This window comes from Calidithermus terrae (assembly GCF_003574345.1).
In the GTDB taxonomy this organism is placed as follows: domain Bacteria; phylum Deinococcota; class Deinococci; order Deinococcales; family Thermaceae; genus Calidithermus; species Calidithermus chliarophilus.
In genome coordinates this window covers 1-25581 of the sequence record NZ_QXDL01000020.1, presented here as the reverse complement: position 1 = coordinate 25581, position 25581 = coordinate 1, and the positions used below count along the sequence as shown (strand labels likewise).

At 69.9% G+C, this 25581-nt stretch carries 20 protein-coding genes; 18 read left to right on the top strand and 2 right to left on the bottom strand.

The genetic code is table 11. The annotated features are described in order from the left end of the window. Positions 1–152 precede the first annotated feature (152 nt). Genes Mterra_RS03980 through Mterra_RS03955 form a run of 6 tightly spaced genes read left to right on the top strand, consistent with a single transcriptional unit; the run spans position 153 to position 7106 of the window. A complete protein-coding gene (locus tag Mterra_RS03980) occupies positions 153–2084 on the top strand; it encodes an ABC transporter substrate-binding protein (RefSeq protein WP_170159545.1) in 1932 nt (643 codons plus the stop codon). A gap of 10 nt (positions 2085–2094) precedes the next feature. Next, positions 2095–3399, top strand: coding sequence for an ABC transporter substrate-binding protein (locus Mterra_RS03975; protein WP_119313991.1), 1305 nt, complete (start codon positions 2095–2097; stop codon positions 3397–3399). Next, entirely contained in the window at positions 3399–4427 is a 1029-nt protein-coding gene (locus tag Mterra_RS03970; protein ID WP_119313990.1) for a beta-propeller fold lactonase family protein, read from the top strand. Before Mterra_RS03975 ends, Mterra_RS03970 begins: the two co-directional genes overlap by 1 nt. Beyond that, positions 4424–5416, top strand: a complete 993-nt coding sequence (locus Mterra_RS03965; protein ID WP_245971525.1) for a hypothetical protein — start codon at positions 4424–4426, stop codon at positions 5414–5416. Before Mterra_RS03970 ends, Mterra_RS03965 begins: the two co-directional genes overlap by 4 nt. Positions 5417–5418: 2 nt before the next feature. Then, positions 5419–6222 (top strand): ABC transporter ATP-binding protein, encoded by an 804-nt coding sequence (locus Mterra_RS03960; protein WP_119313989.1) that lies wholly within the window; start codon positions 5419–5421, stop codon positions 6220–6222. After that, on the top strand, positions 6219–7106 hold the full coding sequence (locus Mterra_RS03955; RefSeq protein ID WP_119313988.1) for an ABC transporter permease: 888 nt from the start codon (positions 6219–6221) through the stop codon (positions 7104–7106). The genes Mterra_RS03960 and Mterra_RS03955 overlap by 4 nt, the downstream gene beginning before the upstream one ends. 12 nt (positions 7107–7118) lie before the next feature. Here Mterra_RS03955 and Mterra_RS03950 read toward each other — a convergent pair whose 3' ends face one another. Beyond that, complete coding sequence (locus Mterra_RS03950) at positions 7119–7607, bottom strand: hypothetical protein (protein ID WP_119313987.1); 489 nt, start codon at positions 7605–7607, stop codon at positions 7119–7121. A 99-nt stretch (positions 7608–7706) separates the two neighbouring features. Further along, positions 7707–9209: a hypothetical protein gene (locus tag Mterra_RS03945; RefSeq protein ID WP_147372538.1), complete on the bottom strand. Its 1503-nt coding sequence runs from the start codon at positions 9207–9209 to the stop codon at positions 7707–7709. Positions 9210–9683: 474 nt separating this feature from the next. Between Mterra_RS03945 and Mterra_RS03940 the strand changes: the two genes are divergently transcribed. The 12 genes from Mterra_RS03940 to Mterra_RS03880 all read left to right on the top strand — a co-directional run bounded on the left by Mterra_RS03940 (position 9684) and on the right by Mterra_RS03880 (position 25402). After that, a complete protein-coding gene (locus Mterra_RS03940) occupies positions 9684–11282 on the top strand; it encodes a PucR family transcriptional regulator (RefSeq protein WP_170159544.1) in 1599 nt (532 codons plus the stop codon). A 76-nt stretch (positions 11283–11358) separates the two neighbouring features. Next, positions 11359–12651, top strand: a complete 1293-nt coding sequence (gene gabT, locus Mterra_RS03935; protein WP_119313984.1) for a 4-aminobutyrate--2-oxoglutarate transaminase — start codon at positions 11359–11361, stop codon at positions 12649–12651. A gap of 68 nt (positions 12652–12719) precedes the next feature. Further along, a complete protein-coding gene (locus Mterra_RS03930) occupies positions 12720–14351 on the top strand; it encodes a flavin monoamine oxidase family protein (protein WP_147372537.1) in 1632 nt (543 codons plus the stop codon). A 10-nt stretch (positions 14352–14361) separates the two neighbouring features. Next, a complete protein-coding gene (locus tag Mterra_RS03925) occupies positions 14362–15432 on the top strand; it encodes an ABC transporter ATP-binding protein (RefSeq protein WP_119313982.1) in 1071 nt (356 codons plus the stop codon). Between the two features lie 243 nt (positions 15433–15675). Next, positions 15676–16581, top strand: coding sequence for an ABC transporter permease (locus tag Mterra_RS03920; RefSeq protein ID WP_119313981.1), 906 nt, complete (start codon positions 15676–15678; stop codon positions 16579–16581). A 208-nt stretch (positions 16582–16789) separates the two neighbouring features. Then, positions 16790–17611, top strand: a complete 822-nt coding sequence (locus Mterra_RS03915) for an ABC transporter permease (RefSeq protein ID WP_119313980.1) — start codon at positions 16790–16792, stop codon at positions 17609–17611. Continuing rightward, complete coding sequence (locus Mterra_RS03910) at positions 17608–18633, top strand: ABC transporter substrate-binding protein (protein WP_119313979.1); 1026 nt, start codon at positions 17608–17610, stop codon at positions 18631–18633. Before Mterra_RS03915 ends, Mterra_RS03910 begins: the two co-directional genes overlap by 4 nt. 150 nt (positions 18634–18783) lie before the next feature. After that, positions 18784–20136, top strand: coding sequence for an aspartate aminotransferase family protein (locus tag Mterra_RS03905; protein WP_119313978.1), 1353 nt, complete (start codon positions 18784–18786; stop codon positions 20134–20136). Between the two features lie 184 nt (positions 20137–20320). Next, complete coding sequence (locus Mterra_RS03900) at positions 20321–21349, top strand: polyamine ABC transporter substrate-binding protein (RefSeq protein ID WP_119313977.1); 1029 nt, start codon at positions 20321–20323, stop codon at positions 21347–21349. A gap of 7 nt (positions 21350–21356) precedes the next feature. Further along, positions 21357–22022, top strand: a complete 666-nt coding sequence (locus Mterra_RS03895; protein ID WP_119313976.1) for a GNAT family N-acetyltransferase — start codon at positions 21357–21359, stop codon at positions 22020–22022. A gap of 157 nt (positions 22023–22179) precedes the next feature. Next, complete coding sequence (locus tag Mterra_RS23040; protein ID WP_245971524.1) at positions 22180–23856, top strand: amidohydrolase; 1677 nt, start codon at positions 22180–22182, stop codon at positions 23854–23856. Positions 23857–23965: 109 nt separating this feature from the next. Continuing rightward, a complete protein-coding gene (locus Mterra_RS03880) occupies positions 23966–25402 on the top strand; it encodes an NAD-dependent succinate-semialdehyde dehydrogenase (RefSeq protein WP_119313975.1) in 1437 nt (478 codons plus the stop codon). The last annotated feature ends 179 nt before the right edge of the window (positions 25403–25581 follow it).

The window sequence follows — 25581 nt, the reverse complement described above, 5'->3', positions numbered from 1 at the left end:
CGCGAAAAAGGCACCCCCTCGTCTCTCCAGCTTCAATAAGGATTCATATGACCCGCAAAAAGCGCGGCCACCTCGTAAGGATGCTCATGCTCGCAGGGGCCCTCCTAGCCCCGACTGCTCTTCCAGCGGCCCAGGGGGCGCTCGCCTGGGAAATGCGGGTCTGCGCGAACCCCGACGACCCCCCCGCTTCCACCGCGAAGCTCGAGGGCTTCGACAACCGCATCGCGCAGATCCTGGCGGATGAATTGGGAGCCACCCTGAGCCACGTGTGGGCGCCCTCGGACATCCGCATAGTCCGCGACTACCTCCGCATGGGGAGCTGCGACCTGATAATGGGAATCCCGGACGGGTACCTGGGCGTCTTGAGCACGGTGCCCTACTACCAGATACCCCACGTGTTCGTTTACCGGGCAGACAGCCCTTTCGAGATCCAATCGCTGGAGGACGAGGCCCTCAAACGCTTGCGGGTCAGCACCTATCCCTTCAGCTTGCCCCACCAGGCCTTACGCAACCTGGGGCTCGAGGTAGCCCTGTACCGGCCAGCCCAGGTGTTCACCCAGATGGATGTGGCCGCCCCCATCATCCGGGCGCTTTTGAGCAAGGAGATCGACCTTGCCATACTCGACGGCCCGGTGGCTGCCTCCTACGCCAAGCAACACCCCGAACTCAAGATCGCGCCCGTTTCCCCCGAGATCGTCCCCCCCCTGCTGCCGATGTTCCAGATAGGGACGATCGGGGTGAGGCAAGGGGACGTAGCACTGAGGGACCGGCTCAACATCGCCCTGGCCCAAAGGTGGGGCGATATCCAGGGGGTTTTCCAGGAGTACGGCATCCAGTACACACCCTTGCCCAAGCCAGAGGTCTCCGGTCCGGGCCAGACCGACCTCGAGCCCCTGCGCGTCGGCGTGGTCCTGCCCGTCCCCACCGGCAACCCCGCCGTCACCGACGCGGCGGGCTTCGCGGCCAGGACCGGGGCGGTGATCGCCGAGGATCTGCTGGGCGGGATAGCCGCCAACCAGGGGATGGACCTGCAGATCCTGCCGGCCAGCGCCCCCAGCGCCGAGGCCGCCCTGCGGGCGGCTCAGGGCCTGGCGGCCACGGAGAAGGTCTTCGCCCTCATCGGCGGGCTGGGGGAAGGGCAGGCCCAGGTGCTCAGCAAGTTTGCCGAAGACCACGGCGTGCTGTTCTTCAACATCGGCGACCCCAGCGAGGCCCTGAGGGAGAGCTGCTACCGCTATACCTTCCACCTCGAGGCCAGCACCGCCATGTACCTGGACACCCTGGCACAGTGGTTCGCGGCCAAGGGACACCGCCGCTGGTTCTTCCTCTACCCAGGAACCGAGGAGGGAAGGGCGCTCTACCAGCGCGCCCGGCAAGCGGTGGCGAAGTTCGGCGGGAGCGAGGCGGGCAAGGTCGAGATTCCTCCTGACCGCCGCACTTACCAGGACATACCGGAGACCGTGCGGCGGGCTACCCCTGACCTCGTCTTGTCCCTGCTGGGCCCGGAAAACCAGGACTTCTTCCTGGCGCAGATAGGCGCCGTCTCCTTCAACGCCCCGGTGGTGAGTTTCCCCCACCCAGTCACCCAGACCCGCAGCTACTGGCTGCGGGTCGGGCAGTCCACCTCGGCCGCCGAGAAGACCTACCGCCTGGGCCTTTGGGAGGCCACCCTGGAGGAGAACGGCGCCGGGGAGATCAACGACCAGCTCAGCTCCCGTACCGGCACCCCCATGGACCCCTCCGCCTGGGCCGCCTACGCGGCGGTGAAGATCCTGCTGGAGAGCATCCTGGCCACCGGCAGCGCCGAGGCCTCCCGGCTGATCGCCCACCTGGAGAACCCTGCGACTTCCTTCAACCTCTACAAGGGGGTGCCCCTCTCCTTCCGCCCGTGGAACCACCAGCTCAGGCAACCCCTCTTCGTTGTCCAGCTCAACCCTGGGGCCGTCCTAGGCACCCGGCTCTCCCAGCAGTTAGCCCTGGTCCGGGTGGCCGGCCAGGTTCCGGACATTCCTCCGGGGGCCGACCCTAAGCCCCTTCTGGACCGGCTGGGGAACCCTGCCGAGGGTTCCCCCTGCCGACGGTGAGGGGGGCGCGATGCCGCGGACGACCCCTCAGGCCCGCCCGCTCACCCGACGCCAGGTGCTGGCCTTCGGCGGCAGTACCCTGGCCTTGGGCGCCCTGCGGGCCCTGGCGCAGCCCAAGGAGGAGGCCCTGCGGCTGGGCGTGGTGCTCCCCTCCCAGCCGAGGTCCGGCCTCGAGAGGGCCGTGGTGGAGGCCGCGCGGACAGGCCTCGAGATGGGGAAGGAGGAGTACGGCTTCAACGCCAGCCTGGTGGGGCAGCGCCTCGAGGTGCTCCTGCGCACCGCCCCGGACCCCCAAGCCGCCGCGCGTGAGGCCGAGCGGCTAGTGGGGAGTGAGGAGGTCTTCGCCCTGGTGGGAGGGTTCGGGGGTCAGGCCGAGGCCCTCAGCCGGCTGGCCGAGCAGCGCCGGGTGCTCTTCCTCAACATCGGCTCGCCCAGCGACCGGCTCCGCCAGGAGGCCTGCAGCCGCTACACCTTCCACCTCGAGGCCAGCGCCGCCATGTACCTCGACGCCCTGGCGGCCTGGTTCATCCAGGCGGGCTTCCGGAGCTGGTTCTTGGTCTACGAGCAGGGCGCGGAGGGCCAGGCCTTGTATCAGAGGGCGCGGAAATCCCTCCTGGAGCGGCACTTTGGCGCCCGGGAGGCGGGGCGGGCCTCGGTCGCCCCCGGCCAGCCCGACTTCCGGACGGCCCTCGAGGCCATCCGGCGCGCCCAGCCCCAGGCGGTTCTCCTGCTGCTGGGTGCTGAGGGGCAGCTCGACTTCTTGGGCCGGTACGAAGCCGCCGGACTCGGCGCCGCCGTGACCGGCTTCCCCCACCCCGAGACCCAGACCCGCGCCTTCTTCGCCGCCTCCCGCGGCAGGGCCCCCAGGGCGGGCGCCGGGCACCGGGCGGTGCTCTGGGAGGCCAAGCTGGACGCCTACGGGGCCCGCGAGCTCAACGCCCGCTTCCGGCAGCGCTCCAAGAAGCCCATGGACCCCTCGGCCTGGGCCGGCTACCAGGCGGTCAAGGTGCTCTTCGAGACGGCGTCCTTCGCGGGGAGCCTGGAAGGCGCCCGGCTGGTGAGCCACCTGGAGAACCCGGGGACCGTATTCGACGTGCACAAGGGCATCGGGGTCTCCTTCCGCCCCTGGGACCACCAGCTCAGGCAGAGCCTTTACCTGGTCAAGATCAGCCCGGGGGCCAAGGAGGACTGGGACCTTGCCGGCCTGGTGGGGGAACTCCCGGCCATTTACCGCCCCGGCACCGACCCCGTCGAGCGGCTCGACCAACTGGGCGACCTGCGGCGCGACTCGAGCTGCCGCTTTGGAGGACGCTGATGCAAATACCCTTTCGCTTCCTGATCTTCGCCGCCTGCCTCAGCTTTGTGGCCCTCCTGCCGACCTCCCTCGTCCAGCAGCAGGCACCCACCTACCGGGCCTACGTCTCCAACGAGTACGGGGCCAACGTCACCGTCATCGACGTGGCTACCGACACCGTCATCGGGACCATCGCCGTGACCGGGAGGCCCGGTGAGGTGCGCCCCCGGGGCATGGCGGTGAGCCCGGACGGCCGCACCATCTACGTGGCCCTGAGCGACTTCCAGCCCGTCCTCGAGGTTCCCGAGGACAAGATCGTGGCCATCGACGTAGCCACCAACCGGATCAAGGCCGAGTACCGGGTGGGGACCAACCCCGAGCGGCTGGCGCTCAACCCGGAGGGCACGCAGCTGTGGGCCGCCAACGAGAACGCCGCCCGGGCCACCGGCTTCGACCTGGAGACCGGCAAGACCCTGGGCGAGTTCCAGACCGGGGTGGAGCCCGAGGGGGTGGCGGTGAGCCCGGACGGGCGCTTTGTCTACGTCACCGGCGAGACCAGCCACACCGTCACGGTCATCGACGCTAAGGGCCTCAAGCTGGTCAAGCACTTCCTGGTAGGCAACCGCCCCCGCTTCGTGCTCTTCTCGCAGGACGGCTCCAGGGCCTACGTCTCCGCCGAGATCGCCGGCACGGTCGCGGTGGTGGACGCCAAGGCGCACCGCGTCATCCAGAACATCTCGCTGGGGCTCGACTCGCGCATCGTGGAGATGGCCCTCGCCCCGGACGGCAAGCGCCTCTACGTGGCCGGAGGTGGCACCAGCGCGGTCTACGTCATCGACACCGAGAGCAACCGGGTGGTGCGCACCGTCCGTGAGCGCATGGGCCGCCGCCCCTGGGGGGTCACCGTCACCCCGGACGGCAGGAAGATCTACACCGCCAACGGCCTCTCCGACAGCGTCTCGGTCATCGACCCTGCCAGCCTGAGCGTGGTGAAAAACATCCCCGCCGGGCGGGGGGCGCACTCGGTGGTCATCGGGGTGGTGCGATGAGAAGGGGCCTGGTGATCGCGGGGGTCGTGGCGGGCTTGGCGCACGCCGCGCCGGTCTTCCTCGAGCGGGCGGAGGAGCTGCGCTTCCTATGGGCCAGCGAGCTCCTGGGCATCCGGCTGCAGGCCCTGGCCCTCGAGCCGGGCGAGGAGCAGGCCGAGAAAGCGCTCCACAGCGACCTTCCCCTCTTCGCAGGCAGCCTCGAGGCCAAAGACCCCGCCCTGCTGGGGGAGCTGGAAGAGGCCCTGGAGGGGCTCGAGGGGCCGGTGGGAGCCAAGGACGTCGCCCGGCTCGAGGCGATCTTCAGGCAAGCCCAGGGGCTTCTGGAGCGGGCCCGGCGGCTACTGGCCCCCGAGGGCGACCCCACCCTCCAGGCCGCCCTGATCGCCCAACTGGTGTTGCTGGACGACGGGGTGGCCGAGAGCTACGAGGACGCGGCCCGGGGGGAAGAAGGGGCCTACCAGGTGGGCCGGGTCGCCCTGCAGCGGGTCAGGGTACTGTGGCAGGGTCTAAAGCCTGCGCTCGCCGGGCGTGCGGCAGACGAGGCAGTCAAGGTGGAAGAAGGTCTCAATACCCTCGGGCAGCTCTTCTCCTCCCCCACTCCCCCGCCCCGCTTCCAGGACCCGGAGGACGGCGAGCAGGCCGCTCTGGACATCGTCTTCGCCCTGGCCGCGGCTACCGGGGCCGAGCTGCTGCCGCAGGAGCTCCCGGAGATGCTGGCCTTAGTCGAGCGTCAAGCCAGCCAGGCCTGCCAGGCCTACCCGGAGGGCAAACAGCGGCTGGCGCTGGAAAGGATCGCCGCGGCCGGCCTGTACTACGAGACCTACCTCGGCGACACCCTCCAGACCCTGGCCCCCGAGGTCAGCGAGCGGCTAAAGCCCCTACTGGAGGGGCTTCCCGGGGCGATCCGCGCGGGAGAGGCCGCCAAGGTAGGCGCGGACTGCAAGGCCCTGACGGATAGGCTGGCCCAGGCCAGGGACACGCTAAGATGAACATGAGCGCCGTCGAATGCCACGACCTCAGCCGCCGCTTCGGGGAAGCCGTGGCGGTGGACGCCCTCAGCCTCGCCGTGGAGGCGGGGGAGCTGTTCGCCCTGCTGGGGCCCAACGGGGCGGGCAAGTCCACGGCGGTGCACATGCTCACCACGGTGCTGCCGCCCAGCTCGGGCTGGGCCAGGGTCGCAGGGTTCGACGTGGTGCGCCAGGCGGCGGCGGTGCGGGAGAGCATCGGGCTGGTGTTCCAGGAGCCCGCGCTCGACGAGCGGCTCACCGCGCGGGAGAACCTCGAGATCCACGGGGTGCTCTACGGCCTCCGGGGCCCGCGGCTGAAGGAGGCCATCGCCCAGGCGCTGGAGTGGGCCAGCCTGGCGGAGGCCGCCCGCCGCCCGGTGCGCGCCTTCTCCGGGGGGATGAAGCGGCGGCTCGAGCTCGCCCGCGCCCTCATGCACACGCCGCAGGTGCTCTTCCTCGACGAGCCCACCCTCGGCCTCGACCCCCAGGGGCGCCGGCACCTGTGGGAGCGCGTCGCCACGCTGCGCGGGCAGGGCCTGACGGTGTTCATGACCACCCACTACCTGCAGGAGGCCGAAGCCTGCGACCGGGTGGGCATCCTCGACCAGGGCCGCCTGATCGCGGAGGGCACCCCGGCCGCGCTGAAGCTAAAAGTATTGGGCAAGGCCGAGGGCAGCCTCGAGGAGGTCTTCCTCGAGCTCACCGGCCGCAGGCTGCGCGACGAGGAGGCCCGGCCCCGCGACCGCCTGCTGGGCTTCGCCCGTAGGGGCGGGGAGCACACCCGGTGAGCGCCACCCGCTCCCCTGCCCGCGCCTTCCCCCTCGAGCCGGCCGTGGTCTGGGTGATGTGGCGGCGCGAGCTGCTGCGCTACGCCCGCGACCGCTCGCAGGTCTTCGGCGGCCTCTCCCGCACCGTGCTGTGGCTGGTGATCCTGGGCTTCGGCCTGGGGGCCTCCTTCCGCGACATCGAGGGCTACACCTACGCGCAGTACATCTTCCCCGGCGTCATCACCCTCAACGTGCTCTTCGCCGCGCTGCAGTCGGCGGTGGCGCTGGTGTGGGACCGGGAGGTGGGGCTGCTGCGGGAGGTGCTCGTCTCCCCCGCCCCCATGTTCTCGGTGGCGCTGGGCAAGCTGCTGGGCGGGGCGAGCGTGGCGGTGCTCCAGGGATCCATCCCCCTGCTCTTCGCCCCCCTCATCGGGGTGAACCCGGGCCTGGGCGGGCTGCTGCTGGCGTGGGGGGTGATGGCCCTGCTGGGCCTCACCGTCACCGGCTTCGGGGTGTTCCTGGCCTCGCGCATGGCGACCTTCGAGGGCTTCGGCAGCATCTCCAACGGGGTGATCCAGCCGCTGTACTTCCTGTCGGGGTCCATCTTCCCGCTCAAGGGCATCATCGGCGGGGTGGGATTCCTGGACCTCCCCGACGCGCTGCGGCAGGAGTTGGAGCGGCTGGGCATCCACACCATCGGCGGGGGGTGGGTGGTGCAGTTGCCGCTGTGGCTGCAGGTGCTGGTCTACCTCAACCCCGTGACCTACTTCCTCGACCTGCTGCGGGCGGTGAGCCTCCACTACCAGCAGCTCCCCATGGCCGCCGACCTGGCCGTGGTGGGGGTAGCCCCCGTGCTGACCACCCTGCTGGCTACGGCCGCCATGGGCCGGATGCGCCGGCGCTAGCGCCGGCGCGGCTCAGCCCGCCCCCGCCGCCGAGTCCTCGAGCAACTGGAAGGCGATGGCCGCGGCCAGGGCCGCCACCTCCGGCGGGGCCTGGGTGCTCAGGCGCACGTCCTTGCCGTCCATGCGCCCCCCGATGCGCCCGCTGAGCTGCTCGCCGGAGTGCTCGAGGCGCACGTCGTTGCCGATGAGGCCCCCGCCCAGGCGGCCCTCGACGCGGCCCCGGGCGAGCTCGAGCCTGAGGTCTTGCCCCAGGGTGTTGCCGCCGAAGCGCACCTCGACCCGGTCCGGCTGGAGGAGGCCGGCCACGTCGAAGCCCTCGAGGCCGCCCCCCACCCGCCCGGTGACGAAGCCGCCGTGCAGGCTGAGGTTCACGTCCTTGCCCACCACCGCGCCGCCGACGCGGCCCTTCAGGCGCGTGCCGTCCCAGGTGAGCTCGAGGTCGAACCCGGCCGCCTCTCCGCCCACCCGCCCGCTGATCCGCTCCACCTTGCGAACGCCCATGGCCCGATTGTCCCCCGGCGGCGGGGCGGGTGCCAAGCCGGGGCCTCGAGAAAGGGACCGGGCCCCGGCCAAGCCGGGGCCCGGGGAAGCGCCCGCCGGTCACTCGCTGCAGTGGCCGGGGCCGATGAGGCCGTTGTTGTACTTGTCGAGCGTGGCCGCCAGGCTGACGAACTGCTGGCGCACGGTGCTGCTGCCCTTCATGGCCGCCACCTGCGCCGGGGTGTAGGTGCTCAGCAGCGCGGTGGCCGAGTTGAAGGCGGCCTGGGCCGCGGTGAAGTCGGCGCCGTTGAGCTGGTTGAGCCGGGCGGCGACGTAGGCGTGGGCCAGGATGTAGTAGGCGTTGCCGCCGGGCGGGGTCCACAGCACCTGGTAGTGCGTCTGGCCGCTGAGGAAGAAGGCCGCGTCTTCGCCGAGCTGGGCCCAGGTGTCGTCGTAGGGCGCGGGGCCGTACTTGGAGTGGGTCTTCCAGTAGCCGGGGGTGAGGGTGCAGCCGGTGGCGCAGGGCACGTTCACCGCGATGGACCACGACGCGGAGCCGGTCGTGGCGGTGGTGTTGGTGGTGAACGAGGCGGTGTTGCCGTAGGTGTACTGCCCGCAGGCGTCGTACTTGAGGGTCCGGGTGTAGGTGAAGGCGGTGCCCGGGGCGCTCGCGGTGCCGAGGTTGCCCTGCAGGCTGTCGGTGACGTCCGCTTTGTCGTCCACCTGGGTGACGGTGGCCTTGCTGAAGTCCACCGTGGCCGTGCCCGAACCGCCCTCGACCTTGCCGGTGGTGGCGGCGGTGGCGGTGTTGGTCCGGGTGTCGCCGTTGGGGAGGCTGGCGCTGTAGGTGCAGGTGAGGGTCTGCCCGGAGGGGAGGCTGTAGGGGAAGCTCACCCCGCAGTCCACGCTGGCGCCGACGTCGGGGTCACCGGCCTTCGAGATCACGTCGGTGACGCTGGTGAGGGTGGCGGCGTAGTTGGGGTCCGGGTTCTTGACCTCGATCGCCCCGCCGACCTTCCAGTCGCTGTCCGTGGAGGCGGCGCTCACCTTCACCGTGTAGTTGACGATGAAGGACTGCCCCGCCGAGAGCGTCAGGCTGCTCTGGTCGGCCTCCTTCTTGATGGTCCAGGTCCAGGTGCGCTTCAGCGAGGGGTCGGCGGTCTTGGTGACGATGACGTTGAAGTCGAAGCAGAAGCTGACGTGGGAGATGCCGTAGGGCTTGCCGTTGCTGGGGTTGGTGGGGGTCACCAGGTTGCTATCGGCCGTGGCCTCCGGGTTGTAGGCGTAGACGTTGGCGCCGGGGCCGCCCTTCATGATCACGGCGTCGATCCCGAAGGGATTCCCCCCGAAAGTCGCCGACCAGGCGTCGAGAACCCCGTCACCTGTGGCGTTGTTCGTGACCGTCACCTTGACGCCTGTCGCCGCGTCGGTGTACTCGCCCGAGGCAGGGTCGAGGTCGAGCTTGAACTCGTAGACGTAACCGAGGTCCTGACAGGTCGGGTTGCCGCTGACGAACACCGGCGGCACCCGCGGCCCCGAGTTCGTCTGTGGCCCCACCCCGCCGCCCGCCTGCGGCGCCTGTTGGGTCCCGCACGCGGCCAATGCCGTCATCGCCACTGCCATCAGTAAAGCCTTTGCTCTCATCGTCAACCCCCAAATTCTTCGGACCCAATTGCTCAATGCGGCTCGAGGGCACCCACGAATGGCTACAACCGCCCAGACCTCCCTTCCCCCCTTGAAGCAGGGGCCGCACGCCACGGATCTATGAGACCGAATGAGATTATACTGGAAGCTTCTTAATTTAGTTCAGATTGCGTCCATTCCCGCTAAAGCAACTCTGTAGACAAAACAAGACCGGATCGGCGGCCCTAAAGGTGTCGTGGTCGAGAAAACCTCACGAACCGGTTTACAGGTTAATATCTCATGAGAGGCATTTTCGGAGGCAGTTTATCGAGGAAATGCGCGGTTAACCCACGATTTTGGCCTATCGCCCGGCGGGAGGCAAAACCGGCCGCCTCGAGCGCGGGCAGGCATTCCGCCGCCGGGTGAGCGCGTGAGCAAGTCCTTGCGGGGGCACTTAGAATCAGCATGACGACGATGAACCTCCTCGAAGCCCTCCGCCTGCCCGCCCTCAGCCGCGCCCGGGTGGTCGCGGCGGCGGCGCGGCTGAACAACCGGGTGCTGGGGGCGCACGCGGTGGACATCCCCGACCCCCAGGAGTGGATCCGGCCCGGCTTCCTCTTCCTCACCACCGGCTACGCCTGGCCCCGCGAGGAGCAGGCCCTGCGCGCCTTCATGCGCCAGATCGCCCGGGCCGAGCCCGCGGCCGTGGTGCTGGCGGTCCCCCAGTTCTTCGAGAGCTTCCCCGAGGCCGCCCGCGAGGAGGCCGAGCTGTCGGGCGTCCCGGCCGTCGAGCTGCCCTGGGAGGTGCCCTTCTCCCAGGTGATCGGGGAGCTCAACCAGCAGCTCCTGGCCCAGCAGTACAGCGTCATCGAGCGCTCGGAGGCCATCCACCGCGCGCTCACCCTCTCGGCGCTCGAGGCCGGCGGCCTGCAGCCCCTCGCCGACGTCCTCAGCGGGCTCATCGGGCGCTCGGTGGTCTTCGAGGACCTCGAGGGCAACCTCCTGGCCTACGCGCTCACCGGCGGGGAGGACGAGCTGCGCCTGCGCTCCATCGCCTCCGGCGGCACCACCCCCGAGCTCAGCCGTTACCTGCAGGAGATCGGCTTCGAGCGCCGGCTGCGGGAGAGCTTAGGGCCGCTGCGGCTGCCCGCGCGGCCCGAGATCGGGATGGTGGGGCGGGTGGTCTGCCCCATCCGGCTGGGGGGCGAGCTGGTGGGCAGCGTGTGGCTGATCGAGGGGGAGGAGCCCCTCTCCGAGCTCGACATGCGCGCCGCCGAGCACGCCGCGACGGTGGCGGGGCTGCACCTGATGCACCAGCGCGACATCGCCCAGCGCGAGGCCCGGCTGGGCTACGCCTTCCTCGACGCGCTGCTGGAGGGCCGCTTCGAGCCCACCCCGCACAACCTCGAGCGCGCCCGCCTGCAGGGCTTCCACCCCGAGGGCCGCTACTACCTGGCTTTGCTGGTGCTCGAGGAGCCGGTGCCGCTGAGCCCGGAGGGCTTCAACCGCCGCGAGCGCCTGGCCGAGGGCCTGCGCAAGCTGCTGCGCGAGCAGGGGCTGGCCCCCTTGATCTCGGTCTTCCTCAACCAGGTCCTCTTCCTGCTGCCCGAGGGCTTCGACGCGGCGCGGGTGTGGGAGCGGCTGCCGCAGAAGGGCCTGAGCCTGGGGCTCTCCCGCGCCCGCGCGGGCTGGGCGGGGGTGGCCGAGAGCTACCGCGAGTCGCAGGCCCTGCTGCCGCACCTGCGCCCGGGGCGGGTGAGCACCTACGCCCAGCTCCTGCTGCCGCGGGTGCTGGCCGGGGATGCCCAGGCCCAGCAGGACCTGCTGCGCGAGCTGTTCGGGCCGCTGGAGGCCGAGCGCGGGCGCGAGGCGCTGCTGGAGACGCTGAAGGCGCTGGCCCGGCACGGCTTCCAGCTCAAGCGCACCGCCCACGCGCTCGGCGTCCACGAGAACACCCTGAGGTACCGCCTCGAGCGCCTCCGGCAGCTCACCGGCCTCGACCTGCACGACCCCCAGGCCCAGTTCCGCCTCCAGCTCGGGCTGCAGCTGTTGGAGATGAACCCCAATAAATGAGGGCACAATTCGTGGCCCGACCCCATAGCCGGGGGCGCGGGGGCCCCAATAGGCTGGTGAGCCAAAGGAGGAACCCATGCCCACGACAGAGTCCCGCAACCAGGCGTTGCTGGAGTTGCGGCACAAGGTGGTCCCGCGCGGCGTCTCCCAGGTGCACCCGGTGGTGGCGGCCAAGGCCCAGGGGGCTAGGATCTGGGACGTAGACGGCCGCGAGTACCTCGACTGGATCGGGGGGATCGGGGTGCTCAACGTCGGGCACAACCACCCGCGCGTGGTGGCGGCGGTGCAGGCGCAGCTCGAGCGCTTCGCCCACACCTGCTTCCAGGTCACGGCCTACGAGCCCTACATCAAGCTCGCCGAGAAGCTGTGCGACAGCGCGCCTGGCGACGCCGACAAGAAGGCCTTCTTCGTCACCACCGGGGCCGAGGCCACCGAGAACGCGGTCAAGGTGGCGCGCGCCTACACCGGGCGGCCCGGGGTGATCGCCTTCAAGAACGCCTTCCACGGCCGCACCCTGCTGGGCATGAGCCTCACCGGCAAGGCCACGCCCTACCGGCAGAACTTCGGGCCCTTCGCCCCCGAGGTCTACCACGCCCCCTACCCCTACGAGTACCACGGCCTCGACACCCGCCGGGCCATGGACGCCCTGCACGAGCTCTTCGACACGGCCATCGCCCCCGACCGCGTCGCCGCCGTGATCATCGAGCCGCAGCTCGGCGAGGGCGGCTTCGTGCCCGCCCCCACCCCCTTCCTCAAGGCCCTGCGCAGCCTCACCGCCAAGCACGGCATCGTGCTCATCGACGACGAGATCCAGACCGGCGTCGGGCGCACCGGCAGGTTCTGGGCCATCGAGCACGCCGGCGTCGAGCCCGACCTCATCTGCTTCGCCAAGAGCATCGGCGGGGGGCTGCCCATCGCCGGGGTGCTGGGCAGGGCCGAGATCATGGACGCGCCCCTGCCCGGCGGGCTGGGCGGCACCTTCGCCGGCAACCCCTTAGCCTGCGCGGCGGGGCTGGCGGTGCTCGAGGTCTTCGAGGAGGAGAAGCTCCTGGAGAAGGGCCGGCGGCTGGGCGAGATCCTGCACGAGGGCTTCCGCAGGGTCCAAGAGCGCTTCCCCCAGGTCGGGGACGTGCGCGGCCTGGGGCCGATGGTCGCGATGGAGCTCGTGCGCGACCGCGAGAGCAAGGCCCCCGACCCCGCCCTCACCACCCGGGTCTTCGACGCGGCCCGCGAGCGCGGCCTGCTGCTGATGAAGGCCGGCATGCACTACAACGTCATCCGCTGCCTGGTGCCGCTGGTGGCGAGCGAGGACGAGGTGCGCAAGGGCCTGGAGATCCTGGAGCACAGCTTCGAGGCCGCCACCGCCTGACGTCCCACGGCGCATTCCCCCGTTGGTCCTGATTTCGCGGAGGTAGAGTCATGAGCCGCAGCCCCCTGATGGGACAACTCCGACGCGCGTTCCGCCTGGCCCGGCTGGCCGAGGTCAAAGGCCTCGAGACCGCCGAGGCCGTGGGGTGGGACCGGCAACTCCAGGCCGCCGAGCGGCGGCGGGCCCTCGAGCGCGAGGACGCCCGGCTCTCGCGCCGCGCGGTGCTCCAGGCGGGCCTGGGCGCCGCCGGGGCGGCGCTCGCGGGGTGCAGCGCCCCGCCCAACCCCGCCCTCTCCACCAGCAGCCTCAGCAGGCCCGTCGCCATCGTGGGCGCGGGCATCGCCGGGCTGACGGTGGCCTACCGGCTGTGGCAGAACGGCGTGCCCTTCCGGCTCTACGAGGCCAACACCCGCGTGGGCGGGCGCATGCACACCCTGCGCGGCCGCTTCTCGCGCCCGGTCGAGATCGGCGGCGAGCTCATCGACTCCTGGCACTTCTACGTCCGGCGGCTGGCCTCCGAGCTCAAGCTCGAGCTGCGCGACCTCTTCGCCGCCGACAAGGGCCTGGAGCCCGAGGTCTACCACTTCGGCGGGCGCTTCGTAACGGCCGAGGAGGTCGTCGAGGGCTTCCGCCCCATCGCCCGCCAGATCGACACCGACCTCATCGACACCGGGCTGGGCCGCTACACCTACGTCAGCTACAAGGACCCCGGCAAGAACGGCCGCTTCCTCGACAGCCTCTCCATCCGCGACTACCTGGTGCGGGCGGGGGCCAGCCTGCTCATGCAGGAGCTGCTCGAGGTGGCCTACACCATCGAGTACGGCCTCGAGGCCGGCGAGCAGTCGTGCCTGAACCTGCTCTACCTCATCGGCGGGCAGGGCCAGTTCCGCGTCTTCGGCGCCTCCGACGAGCGCTACACCGTCGAGGGGGGCAACGACCTGCTGCCCCGGCGGCTGGCGCAGATCGTGGGCGACGCCATCCAGCTCGACTCGGCGCTCGAGGCCGTCTCCCAGCGCTCCGACGGGCAGTACGTGCTCGCCTTCCGCCAGGGCGGCCGGAGCGTGCAGGTGGTGGCCCCTAGGGTGGTGCTGGCCCTGCCCTTCACCCTGCTGCGCGAGGTGGCCATCGGCGTGCCGCTGCCCGCGGTCAAGCTCCGGGCCATCCGCGAGATCGGCTACGGCACCAACTCCAAGCTCATCGCCGAGTTCAAGGAGCGCGTCTGGCGCACCCGCTACGGCGCCAGCGGCCAGCTCTTCACCGACTACCCCTTCCAGAACCAGTGGGAGCCCAAGCGCACCCCCGAGGGCGTGGGCGGCCCCTTCTCCAACTACACCGGCGGGAAGCAGGGGCTGGCGGTGGGCAAGGGCACGGCCGAGGCGCAGGTCGCCGCCTGGCTGGGCGACCTCGAGAAGATCTGGCCCGGCGTCAAGGCCGCCCAGGACCCCCGCGTGGCCCCGGTGCGGGCCTTCTGGCCCGCCGACCCCTGGGTCAAGGGCTCCTACTCGGCCTACCGGGTGGGGCAGTGGACCGCCTTCTCCGGCGCCGAGGCCGAGGCGGTGGGGGGCCTGCACTTCTGCGGCGAGCACACCTCCGTTGACGCCCAGGGCTACATGGAGGGCGGCTGCGCGAGCGGGGAGCGGGTGGCCGCGGAGATCCTGGCCGTACTGAAAAAGGGCGATAGCGCCCTGGTGAGCACCTAGAGGAACCACGATGGCAGTGACCCGACCCTCAGTCAACCCGCAGGCTCGAGCCGCCACCGGCACCCTCGCCGTCGAGGACGTCGTCAAGCGCTTCGGCGAGGTGACGGCGCTGGGCGGGGTGAGCCTGGAGATCAAGGCCGGGGAGTTCTTCACGCTGCTCGGGCCTTCGGGCTGCGGCAAGACCACCCTGCTGCGCATCATCGCCGGCTTCGAGCTGCCCAGCGCCGGCCGCGTGCGGCTGGGCGGCGCGGACATCACGGGCGTGCCCGCCAACCAGCGCCCGGTCAACACCGTCTTCCAGAGCTACGCCCTCTTCCCCCACCTCAGCGTCTTCGAGAACGTGGCCTTCGGGCTCAGAAGCCGCCGCGTGCCGCAGGCCGAGGTGCACAAGCGGGTGGAGATGGTCATGGGGATGCTGCAGATCGAGCGCTTCATGGCCCGCTACCCCCACCAGCTCTCCGGCGGCCAGAAGCAGCGCGTGGCGATGGCCCGCGCCCTGGTCAACGAGCCGCAGGTGCTGCTTCTGGACGAGCCCATGAGCGCCCTCGACGCCAAGCTGCGGGCCGAGGTGCAGGTGGGCCTGCGCCGCCTGCAGCGCAGCCTGGGCACCACCTTCATCCTCGTCACCCACGACCAGGACGAGGCCATGACCGTCTCCGACCGCATCGCGGTGATGCGCGAGGGCCAGGTGATCCAGGTGGGCACCCCCGAGGAGGTCTACGCCCGCCCCCGCACCTGCTTCGTGGCCGAGTTTTTGGGCGCGGCCAACCTGATCCCCGCCCGGCGCGGGGGCGGCGGGGCGGAGACCCCGCTGGGGCCCCTCGAGCTCCCCGCCCCGCCCCGCTGGGAGCAGGGCAACCTCGCCATCCGCCCCGAGCGGGTCGAGCTCGTGCCCGAGCCCCGGGGCCACAACTGCCTGCGGGCGCGGGTGCGCGAGGTGGTCTACCGCGGCAGCCACCAGGAAGCCTGGCTCGAGCCCGGCGGCCTGCGCGTGCGCGCCGCGGCCCACCCCGCGCTGCGGCCGGGCCAGGAGGTCGCGGTGCACCTGCCGAAGGAAGCGCTGGTGGTGCTGGATGATTAGCCTTTGGCGTGGAACGCGAGACGCAAAACGCAAGACGCAAAACGCCAGCGTCGTACGTCCTACGTCATACGCCAGTGGCCCTCAGCCCTCAGCCCTCAGCCGTCAGCGAAAGGCGGGGATCGGGTTCAGGGAGACAGGGGACGGGGGGCAAGACGCCGGTATGTGCAGTTTTCAGCGTTGGGCGTTCGGCGTTCGGCGTACGACGCAGGACGTTCTGGCGTTCGGCACCTTCGGAGGCCGCCCGTGAACCGCGTGCTGGTCTGGTACGGCGAGCTCACCACGGCGGGGGCGCTCTCGAGGCGCGGCCTGCTGTTCCTGCTGCCCGCGGCGCTTTGGCTGATGGCCTTCTTGGTGTTGCCCAGCCTGGCGCTCGTGGCGGTGGCCTTCGCCGAGCGGGGAACGTACGGCGAGGTCGTCTGGACCTTCAGCCTCGAGAACCTCAGGCGCCTGCTGGGCTACGGGCTCTTCGGCTGGAGCCCCGACAACCTGCTGATCCTGGGGCGCTCGGTGTGGGTGGCCTTCGTGACCTCGCTCGTCGCGGCGCTGCTGGCCTACCCCCTGGCCTTCTTCATCGCCAGCCGGCCCCCGCGCACCCGCTACCTCTGGCTCACGCTGGTCATCATCCCCTTCTGGACCAACCTGGTCATCCGCACCTACGCCTGGCAACTGCTGCTCTCCCCCGACCTGCCCTTCGCCCGCGTGGCGGCGGCGCTGGGGCTCGCGGAGCCGGGCGCGGCGCTCTACCCCGGCTCCTTCGCGGTCTACGTCGGCATGGTCTCGGCCTTCTTGCCCTTCATGGTGCTGCCGCTGTACTCCTCGGTCGAGCGCATCGACTCCAGCCTCATCGAAGCCGCGAGGGACCTCTACGCCAGCCGCGCGCGGGTCTTCTTCCAGGCCATCCTGCCCCAGACCCTGCCGGGCCTCACGGTGGGCGTGATCCTCACCTTCATCCCGGCCATGGGCATGTTCGTCATCCCCGACCTGCTGGGCGGGGCCAAGTACCTGCTGGTGGGCAACCTCATCCAGCAGCAGTTCGGCGCCAGCCGCGACTGGCCCTTCGCCGCCGCCATCAGCCTGGGCCTGATGGCCCTCACGCTGGTGGCCCTGCGGGTCTACCGGCGCAGCGGAAAGGACGTGGACCTGGTATGACGCTGAACGCTGAACGCAAAACGCTAAACGCGGGTTATGCGTCGTACGTCGTACGTCCTACGCCAGACGCAAAACGCCTCGGCCTTCGACCCTTGACCCTGGACCCGCGACAGACCGTGGGCCACACGCCACTAGCCCTCGTTAGCTATCGGCTATCGGCTATCGGCTATCGACGTATTCCGGCGTTCGGCACGGCCGGAGGCTGCTTATGAGCCGCCTCCACCCCGCCGTGGGCGTCACCGCCGTCCTGACGCTGGCCTTCTTGTACCTGCCCATGCTGGCGGTGGCGGTGTTCTCGGTCAACGAGACCCGCTACGGGATGTCGTGGGGGGGCTTCACCTGGAAGTGGTACCAGAGCCTCTTCAACCCGGCGCTCTCGCCCGACCCCAAGCTCACCGAGACCATCCAGGCGGCCTTCGTGACGACGATGGCGCTGGCGGTGGCGTCCACGCTGGTCGCGACGGTGCTGGGGACGCTGCTGGCGATCGCCCTCGAGCGCTACCCCTGGACCCGGCGGGCGCGGGCCCTCCTCGACAACCTGCTCTACCTGCCGGTGGTCACGCCCGACATCATCCTGGCGGCGGCCTTGGTGGTGGCCTTCAGCGTGCTGCGGCAGGTCTCGAGCCTCTTCGAGCTGGGGCTGCCGGCCATGGTCATCGGGCACGTGACCTTCCAGATCGCCTTCGTGGCGCTGGTGGTGCAGAGCCGCCTCAAGAGCTTAGGCGCAGACCTCGACGAGGCCGCCCGCGACCTCTACGCCTCCTACGGCTACTTCGTGCGGCGGGTGCTGCTGCCTCTGCTGGCGCCGGGGATCGTGGCCGGGGCCATGCTGGCCTTCACCCTCTCGCTCGACGACTTCGTCATCAGCTTCTTCACCGCCGGCCCCGACTCCCAGACCCTGCCGCTCATCATCTACGGCTCGGTGCGGCGCGGGGTCACCCCGCAGATCCACGCCCTCTCCACCCTGATCTTCCTGGCTACGGTCATTCTGGTGTTGCTCAGCGAACGGCTCACCCGGAGGAGCGCATGAAAAAGTTGCTGGCCCTGTTGGCGTTCGTTTCACTGGCGTTGGCCCAGAACAAGGAGATGCGGCTGTTCATCTGGTCGGAGTACATGGACCCGGCCATCATCGCCGCCTTCGAGAAGCAGTACGGGCTCAAGGTCCGCATCGAGCTCTACGAGTCCAACGAGGACATGCTCGCCAAGCTGCAGGCGGGCGGGGTGAGCCAGTACGACGTGATCGTGCCCGGCGACTACATCATCCCCACCCTCGTCGCGCTCAAGCTGGTCCAGCCCCTCGATAAGGGCAAGATCCCCAACCTCAAGAACCTCGACCCCAAGTTCGCCAACCCGCCCTTCGACCCGGGCAACAAGTACTCGGCGGCCTACCAGTGGGGCATGTCGGGGATCATGTACCGCAAGGACAAGGTCAAGACGCCCCCGGATAGCTGGGCGGTGATCTTCGACCCCAAACAAAGCGGCAACTACGTGCTCATGGACTCCATCCGCGAGATGATGGGCGGGGCGCTGCGCTACTTGGGCTACAGCATCAACACCCGCGACCCCAAGCAGGTGCAGGCGGCGGGGAAACTGCTGCTCGAGGCCAAGAAGTCCAAGCGCGCGGTGGGCTTCGAGGGCGGGGTGGGCGCGAAGAACCGCCTGGTGGCCGGGAGCGCGACCTACGCGGTGGTCTACAACGGCGACGCCATCAAGGCCGCCTCCGAGAACCCCAACGTGGCCTTCGTGGTGCCCAAGGAGGGCGCCGCACTGTTCCTGGACAACATGGCGATCCCCGCCAAGGCCCCCAACCCCGACGCCGCCCACAAGTTCATCAACTTCATCCTCGAGCCCAAGATCGGGGCGCAGCTTTCGAACTACAACCGCTACGCCACCCCCAACAAGGCCGCGCTGCCGTTCATCAACAAGGAAGACCTCAAGAACCCGGCCATCTACCCCACCCAGAGCGTGAAGGCCAAGCTCGAGTTCGTCCTCGACCTCGGCAAGGACGCGCGGCTTTACGACGAGGTCTGGACGCAGGTGAAGTCGCGCTAGGGGGGTGTATGGACATCCAGAAGGCCAGCATCCCGCCGCCTGGGAGGGTCGATGGTCGATAGCCGATGACCGATAGCTGATAGCTAAGACAAAACACCTGTCGCGGGCTGCCCGAAGCCTCCGCGACGCACGATCTCTACCGAGGAACCCATGGCGTACATCCAGCTCAAGACCCCCATCCCTGGCCCCAAGAGCCAGGAGCTCAACTCCAGGCGCGCCGCGTCGGTGACGAGCGCCCTCGCGCAGGCCAACCCCGTCGCGGTGAAGCGGGCCCGCGGCTCGCTGATCGAGGACGCCGACGGCAACACCCTCATCGACCTGGCGGGCGGCATCGGCATGATGGCGGTGGGCCACGCCCCGCCCGCGGTGGTCGAGGCCATCAAGGCGCAGGTGGAGGAGTTCGTCCACGCCTGCTCCATCGTGACCAACTACGAGGCTTACGTGGCGGTGTGCGAAGCCCTGAACCGCCTCACCCCCGGCGACTTCCCCAAGAAGACCCTGCTCAGTAACGGCGGGGCCGAGGCGGTGGAGAACGCGGTCAAGTTCGCGCGGCGCTACACCGGGCGCCCCGGGATCCTCGTGTTCGAGGGGGCCTACCACGGGCGCAGCAACCTCACCATGGCGATGACCAGCAAGTGGGGATTGTTCAAGAAGGGCTTCGGCCCCTTCGCCCCCGAGGTCTACCGGCTGCCCATGCCCAACCTCTACCGCACGCCCAAGGGCATGACCCCCGAAGAGTACGTGGAGTGGTGCTGCTGGAACCTCGAGAACGCCCTCACCGCCCACATCGACCCCTCCGCCCTCGCGGCGATCGTGATCGAGCCGGTGATCGGGGAGGGCGGCTTCATCCCGGTGCCCCACCCCTTCCTGCGCAAGATCCGCGAGGTCTGCGACGCCACCGGCGCGGTGATGATCGCCGACGAGATCCAGTCGGGCTCGGGCCGCACCGGCAAGCTGTGGGCCGTCGAGCACTCCGGCGTCGTCCCCGACCTGGTGATCTCGGCCAAGAGCCTGGGCGCGGGCATGCCCATCAGCGCGGTCACGGGCCGCGCCGAGATCATGGACTCGCCCCACGTGGGCGGGGTGGGCAGCACCTACGGCGGCAACCCCCTGGCCTGCGTGGCCGCGCTGGCCGCGCTCGAGCACCTCTCCAAGCCCGAGACCCTGGCCCACGCCGCCCGCGTCGAGCAGACCGTGCGCCGCACCTTCGAGCCCGTGAAGGCCGAGCTCCCGGTGCTCGGCGACGTGCGCGGCATCGGCGCGATGATGGCGCTGGAGTTCGTGCGCGACCCCCTGAGCAAGGAGCCGTGGTCCGACTTCGCCATGAGCGCCATCAAGGAGGCCAGCCAGCGCGGCGTGGTGCTGATCCGGGCCGGGCTCTACACCAACTGCATCCGCTTCCTGCCGGCGCTCGAGATCCCCCAGGACATGCTGGAAGAAGCCTTGGGCGTGGTGAAGGAGGCCATCCACGCCACGCACCGGGCGATGGCGGCGACGGCGTGAGGGAGTCGATGGTCGATAGCCAATGGTCGATGGTCGGTAGCCAAACACTGCCGCACGCAAGAAGCCGGTGGGTCGTGGTTTCTGGCGTTTAGCGTTTTGCGTTTAGCGTCTGGCGTATTGCGTACGACGTACGACGTATGACGTACGACGCAAAGCGTACGACACCCACCAAAGGAGGATCCCCATGAAGCACCTTCTGGCCCTTATCACCGTGCTCGGGCTCGCGCTGGCCCAGACCAAGGAGCTGCGCGTGTACACCTGGACCGAGTACATCGACCCCACCCTCGTCAGCGACTTCGAGAAGCAGACCGGGGTCAAGGTCAACATCAGCTACTACGAGTCCAACGAGGAGATGGTCGCCAAGCTGCAAGCGGGCGGGTTGGGGCAGTACGACCTGGTGGTGCCCAGCGACTTCATCATCCCAAGCATGGTCCAGCTCAAGCTGTTGCAGCCTTTGGACAAGGGCAAGATCCCCAACCTCAAGAACCTCGACCCCAAGTTCGCCAACCCGCCCTTCGACCCCGGCAACCGGTACACCGTGGGCTACTTGTGGGGCACCGTGGGCCTGATGTACCGCACCGACGTGTTCAAAACCCCGCCCACCTCCTGGGGCGTGATCTTCGACCCCGCCCAGCAGAAGGGGCGCTTCGCCCTGATGGACTCGCAGCGCGAGATGCTGGGCATCGCCCTGCGCTACGTGGGGCAGTCGGTCAACTCCGCCGACCCCGCGGCCATGAAGAAGGCCATTGACGTGCTCTTGCGGGCCAAGAAGTCGAAGAACAGCCTGGGCTTCCAGGGCGGGGTCTCGGCCACCAAGGCGCTCTTGGCGGGGCAGGCGGTGGCGGCGGTGGTCTACAACCAGGACGCCCTGCGCACGGCGGCGGGCAACCCCAAGTACGGCTTCACCATCCCCAAGGAGGGCAGCACGCTGTTCATCGACAGCATGGCGATCCCGGCCCGCGCCCCTAACCCCGACGCCGCCCACAAGTTCATCAACTTCATCCTCGAGCCCAAGATCGGCGCGCGGCTGGCCGAATATCAACAATCCGCCACGCCCAACGCCCAGGCCAAGAGGCTCCTCAAGCAGAGCACCCTCAAAAACCCCGCCATCTGGCCCAGCGAGGCGCAGCTCAAGGTGCTGGAGTACATCCTCGACGCCGGGAAGAACTCCCGCCTCTTCGACGAGGCCTGGACCCAGGTGAAGTCGCGCTGAACCCCCGATGACCCCCCCCAGCCCCATCCTCACCAGCCCCGACGGCCGCTTCGCCGTGGTGCAAAGCGAGCCCTGGATGGCCCCCCACCTCGAGGCCATCCAGGCCGCCTCCTTCCCCGACCTCGCCCCCCACGAGCGCATGCTGGCCGAGCACTACCGCTCGCAGATCGCGATCTTCCCCGAGGGGCAGCACGCGGTGCTCGAGGTGGCGACGGGCCGGGTGGTCGCCTGCTCCACCGACCTGCGCGCTAAGGTGGACTTCGCCCACTTCGCGCACAAGTACCTCGAGGCCGTGGGCGGCAACTACCTCACCACCCACGACCCCATGGGCGACTGGCTCTACGGCGCCGACATCGGCGTTCACCCCGAATTCCGGGGCCACGGCCTCTCCACGCTGCTCTACACCGCCCGCCACCGGCTCATCCGCCGCCTGGGGCTCAAAGGCCACGTGGCCGGGGCCATGCCCAAGGGCTACGGGGCCCACCGCGAGCAGATGCCCGTCGAGCAGTACGTGCAGCGCGTGGTGCGGGGCGAGCTCTCCGACCCCGTGCTGTCGGTGCAGCTCAGGCGGGGCTACGCGGTGTGGGGGATCATCCCGGACTACCTCGAGGACGCCAGTTGCGCGAATTACGGGGTGTTCATCGTGTGGCGGAACCCGGAGGTGGATTCGTGACGCCGGGCGAGGGTCGTACGTCGTACGTCCTACGTCGTACGTCCTACGTCGTACGCAAGACGCAAGACGCAAAACGCAAGACGCCTTCGCCTTGGCTATCGGCTATCAGCTATGGGCTATCGACCATCGACTATCGACGCATCCCGGGAGGCCACCCATGAAAGCTGACACCCTGATCTATGGGGGCACCATCCTCAACCCCGGCCCCGCGCCCGGCGGGCTCGAGGCGCTCGAGGCCGTCGCCTTGCGCGAGGGGCGCGTTTTGGCGGCCGGGCGGATGAGCGAGCTCGAGCCCCTTCTCTCCCCGGCCACGCGGCGCGTGGACCTCGAGGGCCAGACGCTGCTGCCCGGCTTCAACGACGCGCACGTGCACGTGTGGAAGGTGGGGCAACTGCGCACCACGCTGCTCGACCTGCGGGGGGCGGAGAGCCTGGACGCCTTTTACGCGGCGGTGAGGGAGCGTGCCCAAGCCCTGCAACCCGGCGAGTGGCTGTGGGGGCGCGGCTGGAACGAGGCGCGCATGGGCGGCTGGCCCGACCGCTCGGCCCTCGACGCCATCGCCCCGCGCAACCCGGTGCTGCTGACGCGCACCTGCGCCCACATCCACGCCGTGAACACCCCGGCCCTGCAGGCGGCGGGGGTCACGCCCGAGACCCGCGTGCCGGGCGGGGAGATCGACTTCGGGCGCGGCATCCTCTACGAGACGGCCTACGGGCTGGTGTTCAACGCCATGCCCGCGCCCACCCAGGCCGACTACGAGCGCTGGGTGCTGGCGGGGCTGGAGCACCTGAAGTCGCTGGGCATCACCAGCGCCACCGACCCCGCCGTGGACCCGCTGCTCTACGCGGCCTACCGCGCCCTGGACGCCGCCGGCAAGCTGCCCGTGCGGGTCAACCTGCTCTACATCCGCCGCCCGGACGGGGGCAGCGAGACCTTCCCCCTGCCCGAGAAGCACCGCTCCGGCTTCCTGCGCTGCGACTCGGTGAAGTTCTTCGCCGACGGGGGGCTCTCGGGGGCCACCGCCGCCATCAGCCAGCCCTACAAGGCCCTCGAGCCCCCCAGCTACGGCATCCTGCGCTTCGAGACGGAAGAACTCTACGCGCTGGCCCTCGAGGCCCACCGCCAGGGCTTCCGCATCGGCACCCACGCCATCGGGGACCGGGCGCTGGATCAGGTTCTAGACGTGTACGAGCGGCTGTATCGGGATTCGCCAGCGAAGGGCCATGAGGCCCCCGGCGGTGCCGGTACTCAAGTGAAGGGCCGTCAGGCCCCCGGCGGTGCCGGTACTCAAGTGAAGGGCCGTCAGGCCCCCGGCGGTGGCGGTACTCAAGGCCCCCGCCACCGGATCGAGCACTTCGGGCTGGCGGGGGAGGAACACCTCGAGCTCGCCCGGCGGCTCGGCGTGATCGCCGTGCCCCAGCCGGTGTTCATCCACGAGCTGCGCGGCAACTTCCTCAAGTACCTCCCCGAGTCCATGATCTGCCGCTGCTACAACCTGCGGGCCATGTTCGCCGCCGGCCTCACCGTGGCTTTTTCCTCCGACGGGCCGGTGGTGAGCCGGGTTTCCCCCCTCGTCGGCCTGCAGGCCGCCGTGGCCGAGCCGATGTGCGAAGGCAACGGCGTGAGCCTGGAGACCGCGCTGTGGGCCTACACCGTGGGCGGCGCCCTCGCCCAGGGCGACGAGGGCAACCGGGGCCGCCTCGAGCCCGGCCACTGGGCCGACTTCGTGCTCCTCGACCGCGACCCCCGCACGGTCGAACCCGGGGCGCTGGGCAGCCTCGAGGTGCGCTCCACCTGGACCGGCCAGGACTTCAGCCCTGGGGTTTGGCGTTAGGCACTGTGAATACGCAAGACGCATGCCCTACGTCGTACGTCGTACGCAAGACGCAATATGCCTTGGCCCTCGACCCTAGACCCTCGACGTTCCCCTGAAAGGACTCTCCATGACCAAGGAACTCCCCAACCAGGCCTACTTCGCAGACGGCTGGCAGACCACCGGCAAGACCTTCAGCGTCGCCCACCCCGGCGACGGGCGCGCGGTGGGCGAGGTGGCCGACTGCGGCCCCGCCGAGGCCCGGCGGGCCATCGAGGCCGCGCTCGAGGCCTTCGAGGGCTGGAGGCGCACCAACCCCTACGCCCGCGCCGAGATCCTCGAGCGCTGGAACGACCTGCTCTTAGCCCACGAGGCCGAGCTGGGCCGCCTGATGAGCCTCGAGATGGGCAAGCCCATCACCGAGTCGCGCGGGGAGGTGAAGTACTCGGCGAGCTTCGTCAAGTGGTACGCCCAGGAGGCCGTGCGGCTGCACGGCGAGCGGGTGCTCTCGCGCTTCGACCACAAGCGGGGCCTCGTGTCCTACGAGCCGGTGGGCGTGGTCTACGCCGTGACCCCCTGGAACTTCCCCACCGGCATGATCACCCGCAAGGCCGCCCCCGCGCTGGCGGCGGGCTGCGTCATCGTCATCAAGCCCGCCGAGCAGAGCCCCATGAGCGCCCTGTACCTGGCACGGCTGTGGGAGGAGGCCGGCGGCCCCAAGGGCACGCTGCAGGTGCTGCCCACCTCCGACCCCGTGGCCTTCAGCCGGCCCTTCTTCGACGACGAGCGCGTCCGCAAGGTCACCTTCACCGGCTCCACCGAAGTGGGGCGCGTCCTCTACGCCCAGGCGGCCAAAACCCTCAAGCGGGTCTCCCTCGAGCTCGGCGGCCACGCCCCCTTCTTAGTCTTCGAGGACGCCGACCTCGACAAAGCCGCCCGCGACGTGGTGCTCTCCAAGTTCCGCAACGCCGGCCAGACCTGCATCTGCACCAACCGGGTCTTCGTGCAGGAAAGCGTCCTGGAGCCCTTCACCGAAGCCTTCGCCGCCGCCACCGCCGCCCTGCGCCTGGGCGACCCCCTGCTCCCCGAGACCCAAGTAGGGCCGGTGGTGGACGCCCAGGGCCTCGCCAAGGTGCGCGAACACGTCGAGGACGCGCTCGCCAAGGGCGCGAAGGCCGTGGTGGGCGGCAAGGTGCGCGGAGGCCTCTACTTCGAGCCCACCGTCCTCAGCGGCGTGCGCCCCGGCATGAAGATCATGACCGAGGAGACCTTCGGCCCCGTAGCCCCCGTCATCCCCTTCACCGCCGAGGAGGAAGCCCTCCGCCTCGCCAACGACACCCCCTACGGCCTCGCCGCCTACGCCTGGACCAACAACCTCGCCCGCGCCTGGCGCGTCGCCGAGGGCCTGCACTACGGCATCGTCGGCATCAACGACCCCATCCCCACCGCCATGGCCCCCCAAGCCCCCTTCGGCGGCATGAAAAACTCCGGCGTGGGCCGCGAGGGGGGCTGGTGGGGGCTGGAGGAGTACCTCGAGGCGAAGTTCATCTCGATGGGGTTGCAGTAAGGTCGATGGTCGATAGCCCATAGCCGAACGCCTCGTTGGGACCAATCATCCGCTGGGGTTGTGCCCGGCCTGTAAGCCGACTACAGCCCCACTTCCCAGGGGACAGGCGCTCGGTAGTCGCTGCCCCGCCCCGGCCGTGTTCTTGCGGCTCGCGAGGGAGGGGGTGGGCGGGGTGGCGC

Coding starts and splice junctions, on each gene's coding strand:
- Mterra_RS23040 (WP_245971524.1), top strand. CDS start 22,180: ATGAAAGCTGACACCCTGATCTATGGGGGCACCATCCTCAACCCCGGC.
- Mterra_RS03975 (WP_119313991.1), top strand. CDS start 2,095: ATGCCGCGGACGACCCCTCAGGCCCGCCCGCTCACCCGACGCCAGGTG.
- Mterra_RS03895 (WP_119313976.1), top strand. CDS start 21,357: ATGACCCCCCCCAGCCCCATCCTCACCAGCCCCGACGGCCGCTTCGCC.
- Mterra_RS03945 (WP_147372538.1), bottom strand. CDS start 9,209: ATGGCAGTGGCGATGACGGCATTGGCCGCGTGCGGGACCCAACAGGCG.
- Mterra_RS03970 (WP_119313990.1), top strand. CDS start 3,399: ATGCAAATACCCTTTCGCTTCCTGATCTTCGCCGCCTGCCTCAGCTTT.
- Mterra_RS03900 (WP_119313977.1), top strand. CDS start 20,321: ATGAAGCACCTTCTGGCCCTTATCACCGTGCTCGGGCTCGCGCTGGCC.
- Mterra_RS03910 (WP_119313979.1), top strand. CDS start 17,608: ATGAAAAAGTTGCTGGCCCTGTTGGCGTTCGTTTCACTGGCGTTGGCC.
- Mterra_RS03925 (WP_119313982.1), top strand. CDS start 14,362: ATGGCAGTGACCCGACCCTCAGTCAACCCGCAGGCTCGAGCCGCCACC.
- Mterra_RS03980 (WP_170159545.1), top strand. CDS start 153: ATGCGGGTCTGCGCGAACCCCGACGACCCCCCCGCTTCCACCGCGAAG.
- Mterra_RS03950 (WP_119313987.1), bottom strand. CDS start 7,607: ATGGGCGTTCGCAAGGTGGAGCGGATCAGCGGGCGGGTGGGCGGAGAG.
- Mterra_RS03940 (WP_170159544.1), top strand. CDS start 9,684: ATGAACCTCCTCGAAGCCCTCCGCCTGCCCGCCCTCAGCCGCGCCCGG.
- Mterra_RS03880 (WP_119313975.1), top strand. CDS start 23,966: ATGACCAAGGAACTCCCCAACCAGGCCTACTTCGCAGACGGCTGGCAG.
- Mterra_RS03905 (WP_119313978.1), top strand. CDS start 18,784: ATGGCGTACATCCAGCTCAAGACCCCCATCCCTGGCCCCAAGAGCCAG.
- Mterra_RS03960 (WP_119313989.1), top strand. CDS start 5,419: ATGAGCGCCGTCGAATGCCACGACCTCAGCCGCCGCTTCGGGGAAGCC.
- Mterra_RS03915 (WP_119313980.1), top strand. CDS start 16,790: ATGAGCCGCCTCCACCCCGCCGTGGGCGTCACCGCCGTCCTGACGCTG.
- Mterra_RS03930 (WP_147372537.1), top strand. CDS start 12,720: ATGGGACAACTCCGACGCGCGTTCCGCCTGGCCCGGCTGGCCGAGGTC.
- gabT (WP_119313984.1), top strand. CDS start 11,359: ATGCCCACGACAGAGTCCCGCAACCAGGCGTTGCTGGAGTTGCGGCAC.
- Mterra_RS03965 (WP_245971525.1), top strand. CDS start 4,424: ATGAGAAGGGGCCTGGTGATCGCGGGGGTCGTGGCGGGCTTGGCGCAC.